Source organism: Motilibacter rhizosphaerae, assembly GCF_004216915.1.
Classification (GTDB): Bacteria; Actinomycetota; Actinomycetes; order Motilibacterales; family Motilibacteraceae; genus Motilibacter; species Motilibacter rhizosphaerae.
This window is the reverse complement of record NZ_SGXD01000001.1, coordinates 235,866-255,769: the sequence shown is the minus strand read 5'-3', so window position 1 is coordinate 255,769 and position 19,904 is coordinate 235,866. Positions and strand designations below refer to the sequence as shown.

General features: G+C 75.1%; 21 protein-coding genes. 8 read left to right on the top strand and 13 right to left on the bottom strand.

The genetic code is table 11. The features are described from left to right. Positions 1-114: 114 nt before the first annotated feature. Positions 115-588, bottom strand: coding sequence for a hypothetical protein (locus EV189_RS01210; protein WP_130491133.1), 474 nt, complete (start codon positions 586-588; stop codon positions 115-117). A gap of 223 nt (positions 589-811) precedes the next feature. On the opposite strand from EV189_RS01210, the gene EV189_RS01205 reads away from it, so the two are divergent. Beyond that, positions 812-1,087 carry a DUF6458 family protein gene (locus tag EV189_RS01205; protein ID WP_130491132.1) on the top strand — a complete coding sequence of 92 codons (276 nt, stop codon included), beginning with the start codon at positions 812-814 and terminating at the stop codon, positions 1,085-1,087. Positions 1,088-1,175: 88 nt separating this feature from the next. Here the strand turns inward: EV189_RS01205 and EV189_RS01200 are convergent, their stop codons facing one another. Continuing rightward, a complete protein-coding gene (locus EV189_RS01200) occupies positions 1,176-2,972 on the bottom strand; it encodes an NHL domain-containing thioredoxin family protein (protein ID WP_130491131.1) in 1,797 nt (598 codons plus the stop codon). 126 nt (positions 2,973-3,098) lie between these two features. On the opposite strand from EV189_RS01200, the gene chvE reads away from it, so the two are divergent. Beyond that, complete coding sequence (gene chvE, locus EV189_RS01195) at positions 3,099-4,208, top strand: multiple monosaccharide ABC transporter substrate-binding protein (protein WP_231115957.1); 1,110 nt, start codon at positions 3,099-3,101, stop codon at positions 4,206-4,208. A 17-nt stretch (positions 4,209-4,225) separates the two neighbouring features. Here chvE and EV189_RS01190 read toward each other — a convergent pair whose 3' ends face one another. From EV189_RS01190 to EV189_RS01180, 3 genes are read right to left on the bottom strand one after another with little or no spacing between them, the layout of a single operon-like run. Then, positions 4,226-5,002, bottom strand: a complete 777-nt coding sequence (locus EV189_RS01190) for a carbon-nitrogen family hydrolase (RefSeq protein WP_130491129.1) — start codon at positions 5,000-5,002, stop codon at positions 4,226-4,228. Then, entirely contained in the window at positions 5,002-6,087 is a 1,086-nt protein-coding gene (gene hisC / locus EV189_RS01185) for a histidinol-phosphate transaminase (protein WP_130491128.1), read from the bottom strand. The genes EV189_RS01190 and hisC overlap by 1 nt, the downstream gene beginning before the upstream one ends. Before the next feature lie 52 nt (positions 6,088-6,139). Next, positions 6,140-8,080 carry a glycoside hydrolase family 15 protein gene (locus EV189_RS01180; protein ID WP_165400066.1) on the bottom strand — a complete coding sequence of 647 codons (1,941 nt, stop codon included), beginning with the start codon at positions 8,078-8,080 and terminating at the stop codon, positions 6,140-6,142. A 111-nt stretch (positions 8,081-8,191) separates the two neighbouring features. Here EV189_RS01180 and EV189_RS20890 point away from each other — a divergent pair, with 111 nt between their 5' ends. After that, complete coding sequence (locus EV189_RS20890; protein WP_130491126.1) at positions 8,192-9,727, top strand: GAF domain-containing protein; 1,536 nt, start codon at positions 8,192-8,194, stop codon at positions 9,725-9,727. Between the two features lie 129 nt (positions 9,728-9,856). Here EV189_RS20890 and EV189_RS01170 read toward each other — a convergent pair whose 3' ends face one another. The 3 genes from EV189_RS01170 to EV189_RS01160 all read right to left on the bottom strand — a co-directional run bounded on the left by EV189_RS01170 (position 9,857) and on the right by EV189_RS01160 (position 12,895). Then, positions 9,857-10,519 (bottom strand): DUF4232 domain-containing protein, encoded by a 663-nt coding sequence (locus EV189_RS01170; protein ID WP_231116083.1) that lies wholly within the window; start codon positions 10,517-10,519, stop codon positions 9,857-9,859. A gap of 5 nt (positions 10,520-10,524) precedes the next feature. Continuing rightward, positions 10,525-11,919 carry a glycoside hydrolase family 25 protein gene (locus EV189_RS20500; protein ID WP_231115956.1) on the bottom strand — a complete coding sequence of 465 codons (1,395 nt, stop codon included), beginning with the start codon at positions 11,917-11,919 and terminating at the stop codon, positions 10,525-10,527. Positions 11,920-12,115: 196 nt separating this feature from the next. Next, positions 12,116-12,895, bottom strand: coding sequence for an exodeoxyribonuclease III (locus EV189_RS01160; RefSeq protein WP_130491124.1), 780 nt, complete (start codon positions 12,893-12,895; stop codon positions 12,116-12,118). A gap of 55 nt (positions 12,896-12,950) precedes the next feature. On the opposite strand from EV189_RS01160, the gene EV189_RS01155 reads away from it, so the two are divergent. Beyond that, positions 12,951-13,646 (top strand): type 1 glutamine amidotransferase, encoded by a 696-nt coding sequence (locus tag EV189_RS01155; RefSeq protein ID WP_130491123.1) that lies wholly within the window; start codon positions 12,951-12,953, stop codon positions 13,644-13,646. A gap of 7 nt (positions 13,647-13,653) precedes the next feature. Here the strand turns inward: EV189_RS01155 and EV189_RS01150 are convergent, their stop codons facing one another. Next, on the bottom strand, positions 13,654-14,244 hold the full coding sequence (locus tag EV189_RS01150; protein ID WP_130491122.1) for a hypothetical protein: 591 nt from the start codon (positions 14,242-14,244) through the stop codon (positions 13,654-13,656). A 78-nt stretch (positions 14,245-14,322) separates the two neighbouring features. On the opposite strand from EV189_RS01150, the gene EV189_RS01145 reads away from it, so the two are divergent. After that, positions 14,323-14,871 (top strand): MarR family winged helix-turn-helix transcriptional regulator, encoded by a 549-nt coding sequence (locus tag EV189_RS01145; RefSeq protein ID WP_130491121.1) that lies wholly within the window; start codon positions 14,323-14,325, stop codon positions 14,869-14,871. Positions 14,872-14,894: 23 nt separating this feature from the next. Here EV189_RS01145 and EV189_RS01140 read toward each other — a convergent pair whose 3' ends face one another. From EV189_RS01140 to EV189_RS01130, 3 genes are read right to left on the bottom strand one after another with little or no spacing between them, the layout of a single operon-like run. Next, on the bottom strand, positions 14,895-15,998 hold the full coding sequence (locus tag EV189_RS01140; RefSeq protein ID WP_130491120.1) for a fatty acid desaturase family protein: 1,104 nt from the start codon (positions 15,996-15,998) through the stop codon (positions 14,895-14,897). A gap of 52 nt (positions 15,999-16,050) precedes the next feature. After that, on the bottom strand, positions 16,051-16,431 hold the full coding sequence (locus EV189_RS01135) for a DUF2203 domain-containing protein (RefSeq protein WP_130491119.1): 381 nt from the start codon (positions 16,429-16,431) through the stop codon (positions 16,051-16,053). Between the two features lie 12 nt (positions 16,432-16,443). Next, positions 16,444-17,193 carry a sulfite exporter TauE/SafE family protein gene (locus EV189_RS01130; protein ID WP_130491118.1) on the bottom strand — a complete coding sequence of 250 codons (750 nt, stop codon included), beginning with the start codon at positions 17,191-17,193 and terminating at the stop codon, positions 16,444-16,446. A gap of 50 nt (positions 17,194-17,243) precedes the next feature. Here EV189_RS01130 and dcd point away from each other — a divergent pair, with 50 nt between their 5' ends. Then, positions 17,244-17,816, top strand: a complete 573-nt coding sequence (gene dcd, locus EV189_RS01125) for a dCTP deaminase (RefSeq protein WP_130491117.1) — start codon at positions 17,244-17,246, stop codon at positions 17,814-17,816. A 45-nt stretch (positions 17,817-17,861) separates the two neighbouring features. After that, positions 17,862-18,254 (top strand): cupin domain-containing protein, encoded by a 393-nt coding sequence (locus EV189_RS01120; protein WP_130491116.1) that lies wholly within the window; start codon positions 17,862-17,864, stop codon positions 18,252-18,254. A gap of 3 nt (positions 18,255-18,257) precedes the next feature. Here EV189_RS01120 and EV189_RS01115 read toward each other — a convergent pair whose 3' ends face one another. After that, positions 18,258-18,728, bottom strand: a complete 471-nt coding sequence (locus tag EV189_RS01115; RefSeq protein ID WP_130491115.1) for a cupin domain-containing protein — start codon at positions 18,726-18,728, stop codon at positions 18,258-18,260. 55 nt (positions 18,729-18,783) lie between these two features. On the opposite strand from EV189_RS01115, the gene EV189_RS01110 reads away from it, so the two are divergent. Beyond that, positions 18,784-19,902 (top strand): SDR family oxidoreductase, encoded by a 1,119-nt coding sequence (locus EV189_RS01110; RefSeq protein WP_130491114.1) that lies wholly within the window; start codon positions 18,784-18,786, stop codon positions 19,900-19,902. Positions 19,903-19,904: the final 2 nt, after the last annotated feature.

The window sequence follows — 19,904 nt, the reverse complement described above, 5'->3', positions numbered from 1 at the left end:
CGACGCGCGCGGGCAGCAGGACGGGGCCGAGGGGAGCGGGTGCGGTCCCGCCCGCGCGGTCCTGCTCCCCTCGGCGCGTGTCGCCGGTCCGAAGGCGCGTCCGGGAGCAGGCCCCTACGCCGCGGCTGCGACGAGCGGGGCGGCGGAGGCCCGGCGGGCGAGCACGGCGGCCTGAGCGGCGAGGCTGGTGCCGACGAAGAGCAGAACCTCGCCGGCGGCGGGCGGACGGTGCGTGACGAGCAGGCCCGTGGCGACGCGCACGGCGATCACGGCGGCCCAGACCGCGAGGGTGGCGCCGGTGCCGCGCGTCCACCACGCCCCGGCCTCGTGCCACAGCGGCGCGAGCGCGCCGCGGGCGACGCCCGCCAGGACCCCGAGCACGGCGCCGAGGGCGAGCGCGGCTTCCGCGGTCGTCCCGTCCAGCGCGGCGTGCGGCAGCACCGCGACGCCGACGACGGCGAGCACGACGCCGGGCCGCGCGCCCTCGCGCAGCGGCTCGACCGTGGAGACCGCGAGCTGGCGGCGGACGACGCGCACGACGACGAGGACGACGAGGGCGGCGACGAGCAGGGCGGTGCGCGGGTCCACGGCGGGTCCTTCCGGAGGGGGCTCCCCGGGTGGGGAGCGCGACAGGACCAGCGTCGTGCGGCGGGGGCGGCCGGCCCCGGACGGGATGTCACGACTGTCCCGTGACGTCCGTCATGGCGTCGACCGGAAGGGTGGAGGTCGAGGGGTCCCGTGTGGCGGCGGGCCTGCCGGGGTACGCCAGGGGGTGATCGCGTCACCGCGCACCGAACGGAGAGGACCCGTCATGGGTATCGGCATCAGCGTCCTGCTCATCGCCGCAGGGCTCATCCTGGCGCTCGCCGTCGAGGCGACGGTCAGCGGCCTCGACATCCAGGTCGTCGGGTGGATCCTCGTCGCGGCCGGCGTGCTCGGCCTCGTGCTCGAGATCGCGCTGTTCGCGCCGCGCCGCCGCTACCCAGCCCGCGATGTCGTCGAGGTGGCCCGTCCGGCCGACCGCGTCGTCGTCGACGACCGCCCGGTGGTCGAGGAGCGCCGCGTCTACGGCGACGGCCGCTACTAGTCCAGCGTCCCTCCCCAGGCCGTGCCGGCCGCGCCCCACGAGGGCGCGGCCCGCGCGGCCTGGTGCTGTGCGGTCGAGCGGCTGAGCCTCAGCCGAGCAGCGGGAGGCGCAGGACGTCGGCGGCGCCGGCGGTGACGCGCACGGGGACACCCCAGTCCTGCTGCGTCACGTGGCAGGCGGCCGACTCGCCGCCCTCGTCGTCGCAGGACGCCGCGGTCGCCGCGATGTGGAGCACGCCGTCGCCGACGGACGGGTCGAGGTCGAGCACCCGGCTCAGCTCCGCGCCACGGCCGGACCCGCTGCGCAGCAGCGCTTCGGGCGTCGAGGAGACGTGCAGCCGCGTCGACGGACCCCACCGCTCGTCGAGGTGCTGCCCGGGCGGAGGGGCGAAGACCACGTCGAGGCGCACCTCGCCGGGAGCAAGGTCCGTCGGCGGGCGCTGGGTGCGCGACCGCTCGCCGGTGACGGACGTGCTGCTGCTGAGGGACCTCCGCACCACCCGGTGCGCGGAGGACTCGACGATCAGCGCCGTGCCGTCGCCGAGCGGCAGGACGTCGGAGGGCTCGGCGAGCCCGTCGAGGACCGTCGAGACGCTGCCGCTGCGGGAGTCCCACCGCCGCACCGCGCCGTTGTACGTGTCGGCCACCAGCACGCCGTCGCCGTCCGCGGCGACGCCGAGCGGGTGCTGCAGGAGCGCCTCGGCCGCGGGTCCGTCCACGTGGCCGAAGTCGAACAGCCCCTGTCCCACGAGGGTCTCGACTGCGTACCCCTCGGGTGTCCGCACGACGCGCCGCACGGCGGACGTCTCGCTGTCCGCGACGAGCAGCGCGTCGCCCGCCGCCGCCAGCCCCGACGGCTGGGCGAACCACGCCCGCCCGGCCGGCCCGTCGACCAGGCCCTCGTTGCGCGTCCCTGCCGCAGCGACCGCCTCGCCCGTGCGCGGGTCGAAGGTCCACAGCTGGTGGATCCCGGCCATCGCGACCCAGACCCGGTCGTCCCACCAGGCCACGTCCCAGGGGGACGACAGGTCGTGCGCGGTGCTCCCGTCGGGTGCGGGCATCCACTGCCTCCCGGTCCCCGCGACCGTGGTGACCCTGCCGTCGGCGAGCCGGAGCCCGCGCAGCAGGTGGTTGGCGGTGTCGGCCACGACGACGTCGTAGCCCACCTCGGCGGCGACGTCCGGTGGCAGCAGGCAGAGCCCCTGCGGCTCCGCGAACTCCGGCACGGTCGTCGAGGCGGAGTCCCTGCGTCCGCGCACACCGCTCCCGAGGCGCTGCAGCACCTCGAGCTCGGGCGAGAGGCGCACGAGGGAGTGCCGGGCCGAGTCGGAGACGAGCAGGTCGCCACCCGGCAGGGCGAGCAGCTTGCCGGGGAAGCGCAGCTCGGTCGCGGGCGCCTCCGCCGGGACGTACGGGCCGGAGCCGCGCCGCAGCGTGCCCCCCGCCTCGTGCAGCGGCACCTGCTCCTCGAGGATGCGGCCGAGGGCCAGCGCGTGCCCCTCGCCGGCCAGCTGCGCGACGACGTAGCCCTCCGGGTCGACGAGCACGAGCGTCGGCCAGGCGCGGACGGCGTAGCTGCGCCAGGTCGTCAGCGCCGCGTCGTCGAGCACGGGGTGGGTGATGCCGTAGCGCTCGACGGCCTGGGCGAGGGCCTCGGGGTCGGCCTCGTGCCGGAACTTCGGCGAGTGCACGCCGACGACGACGAGGGCGTCGGCGTACGCCTCCTCCAGCGGGCGCAGCTCGTCGAGGACGTGCAGGCAGTTGATGCAGCAGAAGGTCCAGAAGTCCAGCAGCACGAAGCGTCCGCGCAGGTCCTGCAGGGAGAGCGCCCGTCCGCCGGTGCCGAGCCACGAACGTCCGGTCAGCTCAGGTGCGCGCACGGCCATGGCGCCACCGTACGTGCCGGCCCTCCTCGTCCATGCTCTGGACTAATCGCGGACTCCTCAGGTGTGCCGGAGGCCGGCCCGATGAGGGACGGGACTGCTCGTCCCCTGCACGCCCCAGGAGTCCCCGTGCGCCGTCCGTCCCTCCGCGCCGCTGCCGCGACCGCCGCCGTCTCCGCCATGGCGCTGACGCTGGCCGGCTGCGCCTCCGGCCAGGCCCAGGTCGCCAGCGGCTCGCCGACGGACCCCGGGACGATCGGGCTCGCCCTGCCCACCACGGAGTCCGCGCGCTGGATCTCCGACGGCCAGAACATGGTCAAGCAGTTCCAGGTGCTCGGCTACAAGACCGACCTCGAGTACGCGCAGAACGACGTGCAGAAGCAGGTCGGGCAGGTCGGCGCGATGATCCAGCACCACGTGCGGGCGCTCGTCATCGGCTCGATCGACGGCACTGCGCTCAAGGCGGACCTCGCCCAGGCCAAGGCCGCGGGCATCCCCGTCATCGCGTACGACCGGCTGATTCGCGGCAGCGGCGACGTCGACTACTACGCGACGTTCGACAACTTCAAGGTGGGCGTGCTCCAGGGCACCGCCCTCGCCGACGCGATCGGGCTGAAGAGCGCGACGAAGGCGGCGCCGAAGCGGATCGAGCTGTTCGCGGGCTCCGCCGACGACAACAACGCGACGTTCTTCTTCAACGGCGCGATGAGCGTGCTCAAGCCCTACCTCGACTCGGGTGCGCTCGTCGTGCCGTCGGGCCAGATGGAGTTCCTCCCCGTCACGACCAAGGCGTGGGACGGCAAGGTCGCCGGCGCCCGCATGGAGACCCTGCTCGCGGGACCGGACGCGGCCGTGACTCTCGACGGCGTGCTCTCGCCGTACGACGGCATCTCGAGGGCGATCCTCACCAGCCTGCAGGCCCACGGCTACGGCAAGGGCGGCAAGGCGCTCCCCGCCGTCACCGGCCAGGACGCGGAGCTCGACTCGGTCAAGCTCGTCAACACCGGCGGCCAGTCCTCGACGATCTACAAGGACACCCGCGAGCTCGCGAAGGTCGCCGTCGAGATGACCGACAAGCTGCTCAACGGCGAGAAGCCCGACATCAACGACACCAAGACCTACGACAACGGCGTGAAGGTCGTGCCGACGTTCCTGCTGCAGCCGGTCCTCGTCACCAAGGCCAACCTGCAGACGGTGCTCATCGGCGGCGGCTACTACAAGGCCAGCGACCTCGGCTGAGCGCGGGCACCGGCGGCCTAGAGCCGGCGGTCCCGCAGCACGGGGAACGCCTTGCGCAGCAGCGGGACCTGCGCGGGGTCGAGCATGGCCGTGAGCACCTGCTCAGCGCTCCCCGCCTCGGCGACGACCACCCCGGCGGGGTCGACGACCGCGCTCGCACCGCCGAGCTCGACCCTGCCCTGGGTGCCGGACTGGTTGCACCCCAGCACCCACATCTGGTTCTCGATCGCGCGCGCGCGCAGCAGGGTGCGCCAGTGCTCCACCCGGGTCGCCGGCCAGGAGGCGACGAGGACGAGAACGGTGACCCCGGAGTCCAGCAGCAGCCGGAACATCTCGGGGAAGCGCAGGTCGTAGCAGGTCGCCAACCCTAGGACGGCGTCCCCGTGCTCGGCGGTGACGAGCTCGGTGCCCGGCGCGAGCACGGCAGCCTCGCCCTCGTCGAAGCCGAAGCGGTGGATCTTCCGGTAGTGGCGCAGGACCGCGCCGTCGCTCCCGATGAGCACCGAGGTGTTGTAGAGCTCGCCGTCCGCGGCCCGCTCGAGCACCGACCCGGCGTGCACGACCGTGGACGTACGCGCCGCGACCTCCCGCAGCGCCCGCACCGTCGGGCCGTCGAGGGGCTCGGCGACCGCCTGCCAGTCGCGGATGTCCCACGCCCCGTGCGCCCACAGCTCGGGCAGCACGACGAGGTCGGCGTCGGGCGCGGCCTGCTCGACGAGGCCGACGGCGTGCGCCACCCGGTCCGCGACGGTGCCGGAGAGGTCGCCGTCGAGCTGGAGCAGGGCGGCGCGCATCAGCGCGCCACCCCCAGGAACTCCGCCGCGACCGTGAGGAACGCGTCATTGGCAGCGGGTTCACCGATGGTGACCCGGCAGCCGTCCGTGCCGTACGCCCGGACCACGACCCCCGCCGCCTCGCAGGCCGCCGCGAACTCCGCGGTCCGCTCACCCAGCCGCAGCCAGACGAAGTTCGCCTCGCTGTCCGGAAGTCCCCACCCCTGCTGGCGCAGCGCGCGCGTCACCTGCTCGCGCTCGGCCACGAGGTCGTCGACGCGGGTGAGCAGCTCGTCGCGCGCCTCCAGCGAGGCGAGCGCTGCGACCTGGGCGAGGATGTTGACGCCGAACGGCACCGCGGTCGCGCGCAGCGCCGTGGCGACGGGCTCGGGCGCCACGGCGTAGCCCACGCGGAGGCCGGCCAGGCCGTACGCCTTGGAGAACGTCCGCAGCACGGCGACGTTCTCCCGCGCCCGGAACGTCGCGATCCCGTCCGCTCCCTTGGGGTCGCGCACGAACTCGACGTAGGCCTCGTCGAGCACGACGAGGACGTCGCCGGGCACGGCGTCGAGGAGCTCGTCGAGCTCGCCCTGCCGGATCGCGCGGCCCGTCGGGTTGTTGGGGGTGCACAGCAGGACCAGACGGGTCCGGTCGGTGACGGCGGCCGCCATCGCGGGCAGGTCGTGGCGCTCGTCGGGGAGCAGCGGCACCTGGACGCTGCGGGCACCCGCGATCGCCGTGACGATGGGGTACGCCTCGAACGACCGCCAGGCGTAGACGACCTCGTCGTCGGCGTCGCAGGTGGCCTGGACGATCTGCTGCAGCACCCCCACGCTGCCGGTCCCCGTCGCGATCTGCGTCGGCTCGACCTGGTGCGCGGCGGCGAGGGCGGTGACGAGCCCGGTGGCGGCGAGGTCGGGGTAGCGGTTGACGCCGGAGAGGGCGTCCGTGAGGACCTTCTGCACCGCGGGCAGCGGCGGGTAGGGGTTCTCGTTGCTGGACAGCTTGTAGGCCGGCGACCCGTCGGGCCGCATCACCGACCGGCCGGGCACGTAGGCCGGAAGCGCGCCGAGCACCGCGCGCAGCCGGGGGGAGGTCGCCGTCACCCTCTGATGCTAACCAGCCGGTACGCCGCTCCTCACGCTCCGGTGCCGGCGCTCACGGCGCCTCCTGGGTCTCGGCGCGGATCACGTGCATCACCGCGTTGACCAGCGCGAGGTGGGTGAAGGCCTGCGGGAAGTTGCCCAGGTGCTGGCCGGTGCGCGGGTCGAGCTCCTCGGCGTAGAGCTGGAGGTCGCCCGCGAGCGAGAGCAGCTTCTCGCAGAGGAACCGCGCCCGCTCGAGCTCGCCGATCTCCACGAGCGCCGAGACGAGCCAGAACGAGCAGATGGTGAACGTCCCCTCCTCGCCCTCGAAGCCGTCGTCGGTGGACTCTGGCTTGTAGCGCAGCACCAGCCCGTCCACGGTCAGCTCGTCGGCGATGGCGAGCACGGTGGCGCGCAGCCGGGGGTCGCCCTTGGGCAGGAAGCGGACGAGCACCGCCAGCAGCACGGAGGCGTCCAGCTGGTCGGTGCCGTAGTGCGCGACGAGCGCGCCCCGCTCGTCGACCCCGTGCGCCAGCACGTCCTGCCGGATCTCCTCCGCGACGGCCGCCCAGGTCCGCGCCGCCTCGTCCTGCCCCCAGATCCGCGCGATGCGCGCACTGCGGTCGAGCGCGACCCAGCACATGATCTTCGAGGAGACGAAGTGCTGCGGTTCGCCGCGCACCTCCCAGATGCCGCGGTCCGGGTCCCGCCAGTGGTCCATCGCCTCCTGCGTGACCCGGTCGAGCAGCGGCCAGATCCGCTCGTCCAGGTGCTCGTGCACCTTGCCGTGCAGGTAGACCGAGTCGAGCAGCGCGCCCCACACGTCGTGCTGGTTCTGCTGGTACGCCGCGTTGCCCACGCGCACGGGGCGGGCGCCGGCGTAGCCCGGCAGCCAGTCGAGCTCGCGCTCGGGCAGCTCGCGCTCGCCACCGATGCCGTACATGATCTGCAGGCCGTCGTCGGAGGCGACCTCGGTGATGAAGGAGAAGAAGTCCACGCCCTCCCAGTCGAAGCCGAGGGTGTAGAGCGCCCACAGCGCGAACGTCGAGTCGCGGATCCACGTGTAGCGGTAGTCGTAGTTGCGCGCCCCGCCCGGCGTCTCCGGCAGGGAGGTCGTGGCGGCGGCCATGACGGCGCCGGTCGGCGCGTACATCAAGCCCTTGAGCGTGAGCGCGCTGCGCTGGAGGAAGCTGCGCCACGGGTGGTCGGGGAAGGTCCCGCGCGCCAGCCAGTGCTGCCAGTGGTGCGCCGTCCAGACCAGCCGCTCGTAGGCCTCGTCGTAGGTGCGCGGCGGCGCGACCTCGCCCCACGACAGCGCCACGAAGCGCTGGTCGCCCTCCTTGAGCAGCGTGCGCGCGGTGGCGCGCCCGCCCTCGAACCCCAGCCGCATGTCGCTCGAGAGCGTGAGCTCGACACCGTCGCCCGTCTGCGCGCGGCCCTGGTAGTAGCCGTCCTCGGTGTAGGCCCAGCTGAGGCGCTCGCGCCCGTAGTCCGCGACCGGCTCGCAGTCGAGGACGACCTGCACCTCGCCCGAGACGCAGCGCACGGTCCGCAGCAGCACGTGCTCGGCGTCGTAGTCCGTCGGCGGGCGCCGGTGCGTCGCCGAGCGCTCCCGGTCGTGGCGCCAGGGGCCGATGAGCAGCACGTCGCGCACGATGACCCAGCCGCTGGAGGTGCCCCAGCTCGTCTCCAGCACCATCGTGCCGGGCAGGTAGCGCCGCGCGTCCGGCACCTCCCTGTCGCTCGGCCCCAGCCGGAAGGACCCGGCGTGGCGGCCGAGGAGGGCGCCGAAGATGCTCGCGGAGTCCATCCGCGGGACGCTCATCCACTCGACCGCCCCGCCGGGTGCGACCAGTGCGGTGACCTCGCCGTCGGAGAGGAAGCCGTAGTCGCCGATCGGCGGGAACGGCGACGCCGTGGTCGTCGCCGGCGGGGCGACGTCCGTGGCCTCGGCGCTGGTGCGGGCTCGGCTCATGCTGGCCCCTTCCCCCTCAAGATCGTCAGTGAAGCGCATCGCCCGCGCGGGTGGCGCCTCCGGCTCCTGGTCGAGGTGGTCGCCCGCCTGCCGATGGACAGGTGTCGTGCCCGGCGTCGTCGCCGGGCCCCGGTCCGCTGGAGCGCCCCGATGTGGCTTGCCCGTCCCGTCCCCGCCGAGCGCGGCGAGAGCGCTGACCTCGCGGCCCTGACGCAGGTCGTGGCGGCGCTCGGCACGGCGACCGACCGCGACTCCGCGGTCCGGGCGGTGCTGGAGGCGGTGCGCGAGGCGTTCGGCTGGGCGTACGGGTCGTACTGGCCGCTCGACCGCGCTGCCGGCGTGCTGCGCTTCGGGCTCGACTCCGGCGCCGCCACCCCGGAGTTCCGGCAGGTGACGCTGGAGGCCTCGTTCGCCAGGGGCGTCGGCCTCTCCGGCCGTGCGTGGGAGGCCCGCGAGCTCGTCGCCGTGCCGGACCTCGCGGAGGTCACCGACTGTGTCCGCGCCCCCGCCGCCCGGCGCGCCGGCGTGCAGTCCGGCGTCTGCTTCCCCCTCCTCGTCGACGGCGAGGTCGTCGCGACGATGGACTTCTTCGTGCTCGAGCGGGTCGCGCTGGGCGCCGAGCGGCTCGCCGCGCTCTGGCTCGTCGGCCGGCTGCTCGCCCAGGCCCTGCAGCGCTTCGCCCAGGTCGAGGCCGAGGCGGAGGCCGCCCGGGACAGCGCCGCGGTCGCCGCCGTGCTCGTCGCCCTCACCGAGTGCGACGACGTCGACGAGGCGCTGCAGCGCGGGCTCGACGCGACGCGCGACGCCTTCGGCTGGGAGTACGCCTCCGCCTGGCGCCGCGGCGACGACGACCACCTGCGGTTCCTGCTCGACTCCGGCACGGTCAGCCCGGAGTTCGCCCGCGTCAGCCGGGAGGCGTCGTTCACGCGGGGCGTCGGCCTCGCCGGGCGCGCGTGGGAGCAGGGCTCCCTCGTCTTCGTGCCCGACCTCGCGCAGGTCACCGACTGCGTCCGCGCACCCGCGGCGCGCACCGCCGGCGTACGGTCCGGCATCGCGATGCCCGTCGTCGTCGACGGCCACGTCACCGGCACGCTCGACTTCTTCGTCACCCGCTCGATCTCGCTCAGCGAGGGCCGGCTCGCGGCGCTCGCCCACGTCGCCTCGCTCATCAGCCAGGCCGTCGGCCGCATCCGCCGCCACCAGCGCGACCTCGAGGGCGCCCAGCTGCTCACGAGCTCCATCACGCAGCTCTCCGGCAGCGCGGCCCAGGCCGCGGGGATCGCCGACCAGGCCGTCGCGAGCGTCACCGGCGCGGTCGAGATCGTCGCCGGGCTGGGCGAGAGCACGGACGCGATCGGCCACATCGTCAAGCTCATCAACGGCATCGCCGGCCAGACGAACCTGCTCGCGCTCAACGCCACCATCGAGGCCGCCCGCGCGGGTGACGCCGGGCGGGGCTTCGCGGTCGTCGCGGGCGAGGTCAAGCAGCTCGCCCAGGAGACCGCCGCCGCGACGCAGGACGTGGGCGCCAAGATCGCCGCCATCCAGGGCAGCGTCGCCGACGTGACGACCGTGATGGACGGCATCGCCGGCACGGTCACGACGATCCGTGGCATGCAGGCCGAGGTGCTCGCCGTGCTCGAGGAGCAGTCCGGCGTGGCGCGGCGGCTCGTCGAGCGGGACTGACGCCCGGCGGCAGCGCGTACGGCGTCGGCCGGGACACGCGCCGGGGGGAGCAGAGCCGTGCCCGGGGGACCGCACGCGCTCCCCGCGGCCTGGTCCTGGTCCCCACGGCGCGTGTCGCGCGGGCTCGGCCTACCCCGCGTCGCCAGGACCAGCGACGTACGCGCGCTGCTCCAGCCGCCCGCTGCCGCACACCGGGCCCAGCGTCCACGCCGCGCGCAGCGAGGCCCGCTCGCCGGGTGGGGTGACGAGCAGGGTCGCGGGCGTGGGCTCGCACTCGCCGTCGGCCGGCTCGTCGCCGGTCGCGATCACGGTCCAGTGGACGAGCGAGGAGGCGACCGCACCCGGAGCCAGCCGCACGGTGGGGACGTCGCCGGAACCGCGGACGAAGCGCGTGGGCACCGGCCCGCCTGCGGCGTCGAGGAGCTGGCCGCCGCCGTACCCGTGGATGGTGCAGGTCGACGTCGAGGTGTTCGTCAGCACGATCTCGGCGTACCGCTGGCCGGCGCCGGGCGAGCCGGCGGCCACCTTGGCGCTCAGGTCGCCCACCCGGCAGGCCGTGGACGCGGGCGCACTCGTGGCAGCGGACGCGGGCGAGCTCGCGGCCGGGGCGTCGGAGGGGGCGGCCTGCGACGGGACCGCCGACGGGGCGGCCGTCGACGCCGCCGAGGCTGGTACGGGCGCCGACGACGCCGCCGGAGCACCCGACGAGGACGACGAGGACGACGAGGACGACGAGGACGCGCACCCGGCCGCGAGCAGGGCCAGGGGAGCGAGGGCGAGCAGCTTGCGCATGGTGGTCACCGGGCCCAGCAGGAGGTGGTGGTGGAGCCGTACCCCTGGTTGACCAGGCTCAGGCAGACCCGCGCCTTGCCGTGGACCGGGTACGTCGTGGCGTAGCCGTGCCCCGGCCCCCAGCCGGCCCACGAGCCGGTGGGCAGCGGCGTCTGCGCCTGGGCGGCGAAGGTGCGGATGAGCCTGCCGTTGATGGTGAGGCGGACGGTGACGGGTCCGGCGCCCTGCGGGTCGACGGCCCAGCCGGTGGCCCAGATGCGGTCGCCCTTGCGGGTCACGGTGGCGGAGCCGCGGGGGTCCTCGCGGACGCTGACCGTCCGGCAGCCCAGGTCCTTGCTCTTCGTGCTGGCGGCGCCGAGCGCGGTGAGGCAGACCTGGTGCTTCCCGGGCGTGAGCGGCAGCGTCACGTCCAGACCGTGCCCCGCGCCGAGGGCGGGCACGCTCACCGCGAGGTCGGGGCGGGCGGCGCCGGCCGTCGGCGTACCGACGACGCTGCCGTCGACGCTGACGCGGACGGGGACGGCGGCACCCACGCTGTCGGGGTCGGCGGCCCACGCGGTGACGCGCACGCCGCCGGGTGCCGCTGCCGCTGACGTCCAGCGCCCGGTCGGGCGGTGCGACGCCGCGTCCGGCACCGGAGTGGTGGGGACCGGCCCCGTCGCCGGCAGGCCGGCCATCGCGCGCAGCTGGTCCTGCGTGCCGTTGAAGGTGGAGACGTCGACCTTGGTGGGGACCCCGGCGACGGTGCCCGCGTCGGTGTACTGCCAGAACGTCCACGTCGGCCAGCCGCCGATCTGGCCCGGCTGCTTCGAGCTGTAGCTCGCGATCCACAGCGGGTACGCGGTGAACGCCGCGCTCCCGGCCATCGCGGTCTTCCAGAAGTACGGATAGGTGTAGATGATCGGCGTGCGCCCGGTGAGGGCCGCGACCGTCGCCAGCCAGGTCTGCGCCCAGGCCGTGAGGTCCGCCGGAGCGAGCCCGCCGGTCACCTCGAGGTCGAGCACCGGGGCGAGGTCGCCGGCGTCGGTGCTGGTGCCGGCGACGGCCACGAAGTGCTGCGCCTGCGCGACGGCGGAGCCGGGGACGGCGTTGGGCCGGGCGAAGTGGTACGCCCCGCGGATCGTGGCGTTCGCGCCCAGCGCCGCCCAGTCCGCCGCGAAGTACGGGTTGGTGTACGTCGAGCCCTCGCTCGCCTTGACGAACGCGAACGCCGCACCCGACGCGTGGACCGCGCTCCAGTCGATGGTGTAGCCCGAGGGGTGCTGGTGGGAGGAGACGTCCGGGCCGGTCAGCGCGGCCTGCGCCGTGCCCGCGGCGCCGAGGGCGAGCAGGGCGGCGAGCGCCGCTGCGGCCCGGCGCAACCGTCGTCGGGCAGGCGGGAGTGGGCGGTGCAGGGCCATGCGGTGCTCCTCGGTCGTGCTGGGGCGCCGCTGGACGCCGTGCTCCACGCCCTCCGGAGCAGCACGGAGGAGTCGGGTCGTGGCCGGGCGGGGTGCGCTGCTCATCCTGGTGGAGACACCACTCTCGGCACGGGGTTGTGCCGACCGGAGCAGCGAAACCTGTGAATCCGGTGAACGGCGGGGGACCGGCAGGCCCTCAGTCGGCCAGGTCGACGACGACCGGGGCGTGGTCCGAGGGGCCGGTGCCCTTGCGCGCCTCCCGGTCGACGTACGCGTCGGTGACCCGGTCGGCGAGCGCGTCGGAGGCGTAGACGAGGTCGATGCGCATGCCGAGGTTCTTGTGGAACATCCCGGCCCGGTAGTCCCAGTACGTGTACGGCGTGTCGTACTTCAGCGCCCGCGGCACCACGTCGCGCAGGCCGAGCTCGCGCAGCCGGGCGAGCGCCGCGCGCTCGGGCGGGGTGACGTGGGTGGCGTGGGCGAAGACCGAGATGTCCCAGACGTCGGTGTCGGTGGGGGCGACGTTGAAGTCGCCGGTGATGACGAGCGGGGACGCCTCGAGGTCGGCCGCGAGCGCGGGGCGGAGGGCGTCGAGCCAGGCCAGCTTGTACGCGTAGTGCTCGTGCCCGGGCTCGCGGCCGTTGGGCACGTAGACCGACCAGACCCGTACGCCGCCGCAGGTCGCGCTGACCGCCCGGGGCTCCAGCGTCGACGCGTCGGGGAAGCCCGGGTCGCCGGGGAACCCCCGCCGCACGTCCTCGAGGCCGACGCGCGAGAGCAGGGCGACGCCGTTCCAGCGCCCGTCGCCGTGCGCGGCGACCTCGTAGCCCAGCTGCTCGACGCTGCGCGGGAAGGCGTCGGCCGCGCACTTGGTCTCCTGCAGCGCGACGACGTCGGGCCGCACCTGCTCGAGCCAGGCGAGCAGCCGGGGCTCGCGGGCGGCGACGGAGTTGACGTTCCAGGTGGCGAGGCGCACGGACCCCACCCTGCCCCAGGACGTGCATGATCACGAGGGAGGGGATGATCACGGCATGACCGTGCTCGTCGTCCAGCACATGCCGATCGAGGGCCCGTACCTCCTCGGCTCCGCGCTCGTCCGCGCCGGGCGCCCGCTCGACGTGCGCCGGGTCTACGCCGGGGCCGAGGTCCCGGCGGACGCGGCCGGGCTGAGCGGCCTCGTCGTCATGGGCGGCCCGATGGGCGCGCACAGCGACGAGGGGTTCCCGACCCGGCGCGCCGAGCTGGCGCTGCTGGCCGACGCGGTGGAGCGCGGCGTGCCGACGCTCGGCGTCTGCCTGGGGGCCCAGCTGCTCGCGGTCGCCGCCGGCGGCTCGGCCTTCCCGGGCACCGGGCTCGAGGTCGGCTGGGCGCCAGTCACGCTGACCGCGGAGGCGGCGGACGACCCGCTGCTCGGCGGGCTGCCCGAGGTGGTCGAGCCGCTGCACTGGCACGGCGACACGTACGCGCTGCCCCCGGGCGCGGTGCGGCTGGCGGGCAGCGCGGCGTACGAGCAGCAGGCGTTCCGGGTCGGGCGCAGCGCATGGGGTCTGCAGGCGCACCTCGAGGTCGACGGGGCGGGCGTGGATGCGTTCGTCACCGAGTTCGCGGACGAGGCGCCGGGCCCGGTCGGGCAGGAGATCCGCGACCGGGCCCCGGACGCGCTCGCGGCGCTCCGGCCGCACGCGGTAGCGGCGTTCGACCGCTTCGCCGCACTGACCGCGGGCTGAGCGGGGCTCAGCGGGAGGCGGTCGCCCCGCGCAGCAGCCACGCCCCGAGCCAGCCGACGCCGGCGGCCAGCACGAGCAGCCCGGCGTCGAGCACGGCCTCGGGCACCGCCGCGCGCAGCGCGACGGGCACCGCGCCGGCCGCGTACAGCGCCAGGGCGGCGCGCGGCGGGAGGCCCGTCCGCGCCAGGGCGGCGGTGGTGCCGAGCGTCCCGGCGAGGAACAGCAGCGACGCGAGCACGAGGAACACCCCGAGCGGGCCCGAGCGCAGGTCGGTGACCTCAGCGGGGTCGAGCCGCGCGAAGACGAGGTTGACCACGGCCTCGACCCCGACGAGGGCAGCGAGCGCGACGAAGTCCACCGCGAAGGCCACGCGGGCGAGGGCCCCGAGGCGCGGGGCGCAGGCGAGGTAGAGCGCCACCACGAGGGCGAGGGCGAGGATCTCCGCGAGGGGCGCGACGAGCTGCGTCGCGGCGGTGGAGGGGATGACGTGCGCGCGCTTAGCGGCGTTGACGACGAGGACGGCGGCGCTGAGCAGCCCGGCGGTGCCGGCGGCGGGGCGCAGTGGGAGGACGCGGACGGGAGGGGCGGACGTGGTCACAGGGGCTCCTTGGTCGAGGGAACACCTGCACTCTCGCACTAGACGTTGCGATCTCGCAACACCCGGTAGGATCCGGCTGTGCCGCCGCTGAAGAACCTCCTCGTCGACGTGTGGCTGCTGTCCTCGGTCGCGACCGCGCTCGTAGGGCGCGAGCTGGCGGGCAGCACGCTCTCCGTCGACGAGTTCGCCGTCTACGGCCTCGTGCAGGACCTCGGCCCGGTGACGGCGACGCAGCTGGGGCAGTGGACCGGCCTGTCCGCGACGACCGTCTCCGCGCTGCTGCGCCGCTGCGAGGCGCGGGGGGAGCTGGTCCGGACACCCAGCCCGGCAGACCGGCGCAGCATGCTCGTCGAGCTGACGCCCCGGGGCCGCGAGGCGTACGACGCGGCGCTCCCCGCGCTCGGCGCTGCGCTGGGACGGGTGCAGGACCAGCTCGGGGACGGGGACGCCGAGGCGCGCTGGGCGCTGCAGCAGGTCGACGCCGCCGTGCGCGCCGCGCTGGGGGTGCCGGTGCGGCCGTACCGCGTGCCCGAGCCGGGACCGGAGGAGGCCGTCGGGGAGCTCACCCCGGCGCAGGCGGAGGAGCTCCGCGCCTACGCCGCGTGGATGCGCTGGCGGGACCGCTAGCCAGCCGCTGGCGCGACCGCTACCTAGCCGCGGTACACCGAGACCAGCGGGCAGGTGAACGGGTCCCGGGCGCGCAGGCCGACGGCGTTGAGGTAGCGCACGACGATGCCGTACGACTCGAACAGCCCCGTCTCCGTGTAGGTCACGCCGCGCTCCGCGCAGAACGCCTCGACGAGCGGCTTGGCCCGGCGCAGGTGCGGGCGCGGCATGCTCGGGAACAGGTGGTGCTCGACCTGGTAGTTGAGCCCGCCCATCGCCCAGTCCACGAGCCGCCCGCCGCGCACGTTGCGCGACATGAGCACCTGGCGGCGCAGGAAGTCGACCCGCATCTCGCGCGGGACGACCGGCATGCCCTTGTGATTGGGCGCGAACGACCCGCCCAGCAGCAGGCCGGTCAGCCCGAGCTGCACCGCGAGGAAGGCGGCGGCCTTGCCCGGCGGGAGCACGAGGACGACGACGGCGAGGTTGGCCGCGAGGCGGGTGACCAGCAGGGCGAGCTCGACGACGCGGTGCGGCGCCTGCGCGCCCCGCTTGCCGACGAGCTCGATGACGCCCTGCGCGTGGAGGTTGACGCCCTCGAGCAGGAGCAGCGGGAAGAACGCCCAGCCCTGCCGGCGGGCGAACCACGCGCGGAGGCCGTGGCGCTCGGCCGCCGACTCGAGCGTGAAGGCGAGCACCGCGGACTCGATGTCGGGGTCGCGGCCGACCTGGTTGGGGCCGCTGTGGTGGCGGTTGTGCTTGCTCGTCCACCACCGGTAGCTCAGCCCGGCGATGCCGCCGGCGAAGATGCGCGCCGACCACTCGTTCCACGCGTGCGAGGCGAAGACCTGCCGGTGGGCGGCGTCGTGCCCGAGGAACGTCACCTGCACGACGACGAGCGAGACCCAGACCGCGACGAGCAGCTGCCACCACGAGTCGCCCACGAGCACGAGGGTCGCCCAGGCCCCGGCGAAGGCCACCCCGTAGAAGGCGATGCGCGACCAGTAGTACGCGTGGGCCCGGCGCAGCAGCCCCGCCTCCTGGATGCGGCGGGAGAGCTCGGCGTAGTCGCTCACCGCGCGCTCGCGGGGGCGCTGCGGTGCGGGGCGGGTCGCGGGCTCGGCAGCGGCCGGGGTGCTGGGAGTCACGGGAGCCGTTCGTCAGGGGGCCGGGGACCGGGCCAACGTACCCCGCGGCCCGTCACGACGTCCGGGCGTCCGGGGGCAGCCGGCGCCGGCCCGCCACGCCGAGCTCCGGTCGGTGGTACCACTCGAGGGCCGTCTCGCCCTCGAGCCAGCACAGCAGGACCGGCTCGCCGTCGAGGTCGGCGGCGAAGTCGAGGAGCAGCGGCGCGAGCCCCTTGAGCTCCGCGCCGGTCTGCTGCACCTGGGTGAGCAGCTCGTCGAGCCGTGCCTGCGCGGCCTTCAGCTCGGGCAGACCGCCGAGCGGGCTGGGTCGGCCGCCGGGCGCGACCGCGGTGGCGAGCTCCGCGGCGTCCGCGCGCAGCGCGACCACCTCGTCGAGCACCGGCCGCAGCGCCGCGAGCTCCGCGCGCGCCTCCTCGAGCGTGAACAGCCCCATGCCCGCCTCCGCTCAGTACGCCTGCAGCCCCAGCCGGACCGCGAGCACCAGCCCCGCTCCGGCGATCACCGTACGCAGCACCCCCACCGGCGCGTGGCGCACCACCACCGGACCGAGCCGCCCGCCCGCGAGGAAGCCGGCGCCGAGCGGCACGGCCGCCGCCCAGTGGACGGGCCCGAGCACGGCGAAGGCGATGGCGGCGACGCCGTTGGCCACGCCGAGCACGACGTTCTTGACCGCGTTGCTCCGCGGCAGCGGCTCGCCGGTCACGGCCAGCAGGACGGCGAGCATGAGCACGCCCGCGGCCGCACCGAAGTAGCCGCCGTACGCCCCGACGAGCAGGACGGCGACGTCGAGCGCGCGGGGGTGCGGCCGGTCCGGGTGCAGCTCGCGCGCGGCGCGCTGCGGGCGCAGCAGGATCGCGACGGAGGCTCCGCCGATGAGCCACGGCACGACGCGGGCGAAGCCCCCCGCGGGCGTGACGAGCAGCAGCGCGCCGCCGAGCAGGCCGCCGGCAGCCCCGATCGCGCAGAGCCGGCGCAGCCGCGGCCCCTGCCCGGCGAGCTCCGGGCGCGAGCCCAGCCCGGAGCCGACGGCGCTGCCGACCAGGGCGACGGTGTTGGTGACGTTGGCGCCCACCGGGCCGAGCCCGGCGGCGAGCAGCGCCGGGTAGCTCACCAGCGAGGCGAGGCCGGCGACGCTCCCGGTGAGCCCGGCGCCGAGCCCGGCGAGCACGAGCAGGCCGGCGGTCGGGGCGTCCACGGGCGGATCCTCGCACTGGGCGGCGCAGCTGGCGGGATAGGGTCGCGCGCGTGATCCTGTCGGACGGCACGATCCGCCGCCTGCTCGCCGAGGGGCGGCTCGTCGTCGAGCCCATCGAGCCCAGCCAGGTGCAGCCCGCGAGCGTCGACGTCCGGCTCGGCGACGAGTTCCTCGTCTTCCGCAACCACACCGCGGAGGTCATCGACCCGTACGACCGGCGGGCGGACCTCATGGAGAAGGTCGCGGTCGCGGCGGGCGACGCGTTCGTCCTGCACCCCGGGGAGTTCGTGCTCGGCACCACGCTCGAGGCGATCGGGCTGCCCGACGACCTCGTCGCGCGGGTGGAGGGCAAGAGCAGCCTGGGCCGGCTCGGCCTGCTCATCCACGCGACGGCCGGCTTCGTCGACCCGGGCTGGACGCGCGGGCAGATCACCCTGGAGCTGTCCAACGTCGCGACCCTGCCGATCAAGCTGTGGCCGGGCATGCGGATCGGCCAGCTGTCCTTCCACACCCTCGACGCGCCGGCCGAGCGGCCGTACGGCCACCCCGACCTCGGCTCGAAGTACGTCGGGCAGCAGGGCCCGGTCGCCTCGCAGTACCAGGCGAACACCCGCCCCTCCTGAGCGCACCCGCGGTTGGGGCCGGTCGCCGGCGGGCAGCACGCGATCATGGAGCACTTCGACATCGCGACCGTCGCCGAGCAGAGCGCGGACTTCCGGCGGGTCCTCTGGACCGGGGAGCACTCGCAGCTCGTCATCATGACCATCCCGCCGGGCGGCGAGATCGGCGAGGAGGTCCACGAGGACACCGACCAGGTGCTGACCTTCGTCAGCGGCACCGGCGAGGCGCGCGTTGCCGGGTCGAAGCGCAAGGTCACGCAGGGCGACCTCGTCGCCGTCCCCGCCGGCACCAAGCACAACTTCGTCAACACCGGCCCGAACCCGCTCGTGCTCTACACGGTCTACGGGCCCCCGGAGCACGCCGAGGGCGCCGTGCACGCGACGAAGGAGGAGGCCGACGAGGCCGAGGAGAGCGGCAAGGACGAGCCGCCGCAGAGCTGAGCCTCAGGCCTCGTCCGCGGTCCACATGCGCGTCGCGTGGCGCGGGCGGAGGGACGCCATCAGCTCGTCGCTGAGCGGCTCCCCGCCCGCGACCGCCTCGTGCACGTCGCGGAAGAACTGCTCGTAGCCCGCAGGGGTGTAGAGCACGAGGCCGGTGACCGGGTCGGCGCCGGCGTTGCGGAAGCCGTGGACCGAGCCGCGCAGCGCTGCGACGAGGCCGCCCGGCCCCGCCTCGAGCTCCCCGCCCGGACCGGTGTGCAGGGTGAGCGCCCCCGACAGGACGTAGAAGTACTCGTCGTGGGCCTCGTGCACGTGCGGCCGGGCGCCCGTGGTGCCGGGGGGCAGCACGAACTCCTCGATGCCGAGCCGCCCCTCCCCGTGACGGGCGCTGAGCCGGAAGACGTGCTCCACCCCACCGATCTCGATGCGCTCGGCGTCGTCGGGCGGCAGCACGAGCGGGGCGAGTGGGTCCATGCCCGCAGGGTACTGGTATGTGCACAAGTGCAACTGATGGAGGAGGTCGGGCGTCGTGGCCGCACAGGTCGTCGTGGTGTCGGGTGCCAGCGGAGGGGTCGGGCGGGCGGTCGCCCGCGCGTACGCCTCCCGCGGGGCGAAGGTCGGCCTGCTCGCCCGCGGCGAGAAGGGGCTGGCCGGAGCTGCCGACGACGTGCGCCGCTGCGGGGGCACGCCTCTCGAGGTCCCGACGGACGTGGCGGACTACGAGGCCGTCGAGCGGGCGGCCCAGCGGGTCGAGGACGAGCTCGGCCCGATCGACGTCTGGGTCAACGTCGCGTTCAGCTCGGTGTTCGCGCCCTTCGCCGAGACCTCCATCGAGGAGTTCACCCGCGCGACGCAGGTGACCTACCTCGGCGTCGTCCACGGCACCAAGGCGGCGCTCGACCGCATGCTCCCCCGCGACAGCGGCGTGGTCGTGCAGGTCGGGTCGGCCCTCGCCTACCGTGGGATCCCGCTGCAGAGCGCGTACTGCGGGGCGAAGCACGCGATCCAGGGGTTCCACGACTCGGTCCGCTCCGAGCTCCTCCACGACGGCACCCGCGTGCGCGTCACGATGGTGCAGCTGCCGGCGGTGAACACCCCGCAGTTCGACTGGGTGCTCTCGAAGCTGCCGCACCACCCCCAGCCCGTGCCGCCGATCTACCAGCCGGAGGTGGCGGCCGAGGCGATCGTCTGGGCCGCCGAGCACCCCGAGCGGCGCGAGTACTACGTCGGCTCCAGCGCCGTCGCGACGATCTTCGGCGACAAGCTGCTGCCCGGCCTGCTCGACCGCTACCTCGGCCGCACCGGCTGGACCTCGCAGCAGACGGGCGAGCCGGCGCGCCCGGACCGCCCGGCCAACCTCTGGGAGCCGGCGGACGGCCCCGAGGGCGAGGACTTCGGCGCGCACGGCTCCTTCGACGACCAGGCCAAGCCGCGCTCGCTGCAGTGGGAGCTGCAGCGCGGGCCCTGGGCGGTGGCCGCGGTCGTCAACCTCGCCTCCGCCGCGTACGCCGGCGCGAAGATGGTCGCGACCGGGCGCAAGGACTTCGCCCACGTCGTGCTCGACGGGCTCGGGCTCGGCCGGCGGTCCGACCCGGCGCGGGAGTCGGAGGCGCAGGCCGGCGCGCTGCTCCACCGCGTCGAGGGCTGAGC